The 4,942-nt window shown below is 69.9% G+C and carries 3 protein-coding genes; all 3 read left to right on the top strand.

The genetic code is table 11. The features are described from left to right. The first annotated feature begins 74 nt into the window (after positions 1-74). Positions 75-2,390, top strand: coding sequence for an ATP-binding protein (locus tag ABNT58_RS25070; protein ID WP_348756107.1), 2,316 nt, complete (start codon positions 75-77; stop codon positions 2,388-2,390). A 76-nt stretch (positions 2,391-2,466) separates the two neighbouring features. Further along, positions 2,467-4,617: an EAL domain-containing protein gene (locus ABNT58_RS25065; RefSeq protein WP_348756106.1), complete on the top strand. Its 2,151-nt coding sequence runs from the start codon at positions 2,467-2,469 to the stop codon at positions 4,615-4,617. Then, on the top strand, positions 4,614-4,942 hold a 329-nt coding region (locus tag ABNT58_RS25060), incomplete at its 3' end, for a homocysteine S-methyltransferase family protein (RefSeq protein ID WP_348756105.1). The genes ABNT58_RS25065 and ABNT58_RS25060, both read left to right, overlap by 4 nt.

Raw genomic sequence — 4,942 nt, 5'->3', positions numbered from 1 at the left:
CTCGGGGCGCTGATCAGGGCTTGCCCTGCCCCGGCGGCTGGGCGAACATGCGGCGTCCACCGATGCCGCGTGCCGTGACTGCCACCGCCGACATTCCGCTGCTGCTGTCGCCCGACCTGCGCCAAGCCCCCGTGCTGGACCGCATGTGCTCGCGCTTCGTGCTGGCGCTCACCATGCGCCATGCTGGCCGTTTCAACCTGCGCCGCGACTGGAACAGCCTGCTTTCGCTCACCGGCCGCCACCTGGTGTGGCCGCAGCCGGTGCTGCAGCGGCTGCGGGCCTTCCTGGCCCAGCGCTGCCAGCACAACGAACACTGGCGCGGCCATGAAGCCCTGGCCGACGAGGCCTTTTTGCAGCGCCATGGTCACTGGCGCGGCCCGTACGAAGAAGGCACCGTCTTCTTCTACATCGACGAATACATCAAGGACGCGCCCAAGGACCTGCTGACGGTGCTCACGGCCACCGCGCAGTGGCTGGAACGCAGCCTGAAGAAGGAATCCACCCTCGTCGAGAAGAACATCGACGCGCTGGCCGGCCTGCTGCAGCTCAATGCCGCCGAACGTGCGCTGCTGCTCTACGGCACGCTGGCGCGCTACCAGCGCGACCTGCGCGGCCTGCTGGTGGAATTCAAGGTGTCCAGCGCGCAAGAGGCCTATGCCGCCATCGCCGAGGTGGCCGGCGTTGACCAGCGCGACGTGGCCGAGGCCTTGCGCGCCGGCTCGCGGCTGGAGCGCATCGGCATGGTCGAGAACCTGATCTCCGAGCACAACATCACCGACCTGGCCGACCTGATGAAGGTGAGTGACCAGCTGCCGCCGGTGCTGATGCGCGAGTACCCCGGCCCCAACGACCTGATGGCCGTGTTCACCCGCCCGGCCCATGCCAGCGAGCTGCAGCCGGCCGACTTCCCCTTCGTGGCCGACGACCTGGCCGTGCTGGCCAGCCTGCTGCGCAACGCGGTGGCGCAGAAGGCGCCGGGCGTGAACGTGCTGCTCTACGGCCCGCCCGGCACCGGCAAGACCGAGCTGGCCAAGGTGGCCGCGCAGGCCGCCGGCCTGACGCTGTACGAGGTGGAATACGCCGACCGAGACGGCCATTCGCTGTCGGGCCGCGACCGATACCGCTCGCTGCAGATCAGCCAGGTGTTCCTCAAGACCAGCCCGCAGGTGGCGCTGCTGTTCGACGAGGTGGAAGACGTGTTTCCGCCGATTTCCACCGACACCGCGCAGCTGATGGCCCGGCTGGACAGCAGCGACGCGCCCAGCGGCAGCGTCAGCGGCAAGGCCTGGGTCAACCAGATCCTGGAAACCAATCCGGTGCCGGTGATCTGGGTCACCAACCGCATCGAGCAGATCGACCCCGCCTTCCGCCGCCGCTTCCAGTACCACCTGGAACTCAAGTCGCCGCCGCCCGGCGCGCGTGAGGCGCTGGTGGCCCGCGCGCTGGCCCAGGTGCCGGTGCGCGAGGGCTTTGCGGCCAAGCTGGCCGAGCGCCGCGGCCTCACCCCGGCGCAGATCCGCACCGCGGTGCGCTTTGCGCAGCTGGCGCAGGCGCCCGATGCCGATGGCGCCGCCATCGAAGCCTTGATCGAGCGCCAGCTGGGCCATTCCGACAAGGCGTTGGGCCATGCAGCCGCGCAGCGGCCGCCGCGGCCGGTGGTCACGCACTACGACCTGTCGCTGCTGAACGTGGAAACGCGCTTTCCGCTGCCGCGCATCATCGAATCGCTGGGCCGTCGCGGCCACGGCACGCTGTGCTTCCATGGCGCGCCGGGCACCGGCAAGACGGCGCTGGCCGAGCACATCGCCCAGTCGCTGCAGCGGCCCTTGATGGTGCGCCAGGCCAGCGACCTGGTGAGCAAGTTCGTCGGCGAGACCGAGCAGAACCTGGCCCGCATGTTCGACGAGGCCCACACCGAAGGCGCGGTGCTGCTGCTGGACGAAGCCGACAGCTTCCTGCGCAGCCGCCAGCGGGCCGAGCGCACCTACGAGGTGACCGAGGTCAACGAGATGCTGCAGGGCATGGAGCGTTTTGCCGGCGTCTTCATCTGCACCACCAACCTGTTCGACGAGCTGGACGAAGCCGCGCTGCGCCGCTTCACCTTCAAGATCCGCTTCAATCCGTTGACGGCGGCGCAGCGGCTGCGCATGTTCGCGGCCGAGGCGCTGGCCGGCGACGAAGCGGCGATGACGGCCGAGCAGCGCAGCCGGCTGGCGCAGCTCGACCAGCTGACGCCCGGCGACTTTGCCGCCGTGCAACGCCAGGTCGAGCTGCTGGGCGACGTGTTCGAGCCCGATGGCTTTCTGGCCCAGCTGGAAAGCGAGCACCGCGCCAAGCCGGTGGTGCGCCAGCGCCGGGGCATGGGCTTCTTCGGCGGCGGGCAAAGGTAACGCCGCTCAAGACCCGCGCCCCGGGGCCGACAACGCCCTGCGGGTGGCCCTTCCACTCGGTGAGCAGCACAACCGAATGGATGTCACTTCGACGGCCCTGCGTTACGACCTCTCGGTCGTGGCGCTGTCCTACCTGATCGCGACGCTGGCGTCCTTCGTCGCCCTGGACCTGGCCCACCGCGTGCGCGGCGGCGACCGGGTCATGGCCCTGGCCTGGTGGTTCGGCGGCTCGCTGGCCATGGGCACCGGCATCTGGTCGATGCACTTCGTGGGCATGCAGGCGCTGCAGCTGCCCATCGACGTGGGCTACGACCTGCACTGGACCGCGGCCTCCTGGCTGGCCGGCGTGCTGTCCTCGGCCATCGCCCTCGGCATCGCCACCCGGGCCCGGCTGCGCTGGCAGACGCTGGGCGGCGGGGCGCTGTCCATCGGCCTGGGCATCTCGGCCATGCACTACATCGGCATGGCCGCCTTGCGCATGGCGCCAGGCATCGAGTGGCACCTGCCCACCGTGGCCGCGTCGGTGGCCGTGGCCATCGTGGCATCGGCCGCGGCGCTGCTGATCTTCTTTTGGCTGCGGCGGCTCACCCGCATGGCGGCGCGCGCCGGGCAGCTGGCGGCGGCGCTGGTCATGGGCGCGGCCATCTGCGGCATGCACTACACCGGCATGGCCGCCGCTTCGTTTCCGGCGGATGCGGTGTGCCTGAGCCTGGACGGCCTGGGCGGCGACGGCCTGGGCATGGTGGTGGCGGTGGCCGCGGCGGTGCTGCTGTCGCTTACCTTGTGCACGTCCATCCTCGATGCGCAGCTGCAGGGGCGGGCGCAAAAGCTCGCGCAATCGCTGCAGGCCGCCAATGAAGAGCTGCACCGACTGGCCTTTCGCGACGCGCTCACCGGCCTGCCCAACCGGCTGCTGTTCGACGACCGGGTGACGCAGGCGGTGGAGCGCCGCCAGCGGCACGGCGGCCGGCTGGCGGTGCTGTTCGTCGACCTGGACGGCTTCAAGCCCATCAACGATTCCTTCGGCCACGGCTTCGGCGACCAGGTGCTGCAGGAGATGGCCCGCCGCCTGGCGGCCACCGCCCGGCCCACCGACACCGTGGCCCGCGTGGGCGGCGACGAGTTCGTGCTGCTGCTGGAATCGGACGTCACCGAAGCGGCCATCGTGCAGCTGGCGCAGCGGCTGATCCAGGCGCTGTCGCAGCCGGTGGCGCTGCAAGACCGCGAGGTCAACCTGTCGTGCTCGGTGGGCATCGCGCTGGACACCGACGGCACCGTGGCCGCCAAGCTGATGGCGCATGCCGATTCGGCCATGTACGCGGCCAAGCGCGCGGGCGGCAGCAGCTTTGCCTTCTTCGAGCCGCACATGGACGCCCATGTGCGCGAGCAGCTGGAGCTGCAGCGCGACCTGCGGCTGGCGCTGGAGCGTGGCGAGCTGGAGCTGCACTACCAGCCCAAGGTTTCGGGCGACGGCCGCACCATCACCGGCGCCGAAGCGCTGGCGCGCTGGCGGCATCCGCAGCGCGGCATGGTGGGGCCGCTGGTGTTCATCCCCATCGCCGAGCGTTTCGGCCTCATCGGCGCGCTGGGCGATTGGGTCATCCGCCAGGCCTGCAGCCAGGTGCGCCAATGGCTGGACCAGGGCCTGCGGGTGCGGGTGGCGCTCAACCTGTCGGTGCACCAGCTGCGGCAGGACGACCTGGTGCAGCGGGTGCAACGGGCTATCGACGAGCACCGCATCGACGCCACGCTGCTCACCTTCGAGATCACCGAATCGGTGGCGATGGAAGACGCCGAAGGCACGCTGCGCACTTTCGAGCGGCTGGCCGCCATCGGCGTGCACCTGTCGATCGACGACTTTGGCACCGGCTACTCCAGCCTGTCGTACCTGCGGCGGCTGCAGGCGCGGCAGCTCAAGATCGACCGCGCCTTCGTGCGCGATCTGGAAACCAACCCGGATGCGCGCGCCATCGTCGAGGCGGTGGTGCGCCTGGCCCATGCGCTGGGCCTGAAGGTGGTGGCCGAAGGGGTGGAAACCGCGGGCCAGCGCGACGTGCTGCATGCGCTGGGCTGCGACGAGCTGCAGGGCTTCTTGTTTGCGCGGCCGATGCAGCCGCACCTGATGGCCTTGTGGGCGCAGGGCGAGGGTCGGCCGGCTGCGCTGGACTTCCGCGAATCGGCCTACGTCGGGGAGGAAGAAGCCGCCTCCCTAGAATCCCGGTCATGAACTACACCCGTGCCGCCCGACTGCCCGAGCTGCTGGCCCAGCGCATCGTCATCATCGATGGCGCCATGGGCACGATGATCCAGCGCTACAAGCTCACGGAAGCCGACTTCCGCAGCGAGCGGCTGAAGGACCATCCCAAGGACCTGAAGGGCAACAACGACCTGCTGGTGCTCACCCGGCCCGACGTGATCCGAGAGATCCACGACCAGTACCTGGCCGCGGGCGCCGACCTGATCGAGACCAACACCTTCGGCGCCACCTCCATTGCGCAGGAAGACTACGGCCTGGAAGGGCTGGCCTACGAGATGAACGTGGCCGCCGCCCG

The organism is uncultured Aquincola sp., from assembly GCF_964001545.1.
In the GTDB taxonomy this organism is placed as follows: domain Bacteria; phylum Pseudomonadota; class Gammaproteobacteria; order Burkholderiales; family Burkholderiaceae_C; genus Aquincola.
The sequence above is the reverse complement of the archived record's forward strand: the minus strand, read 5'-3'. Positions and strand labels throughout refer to the sequence as shown.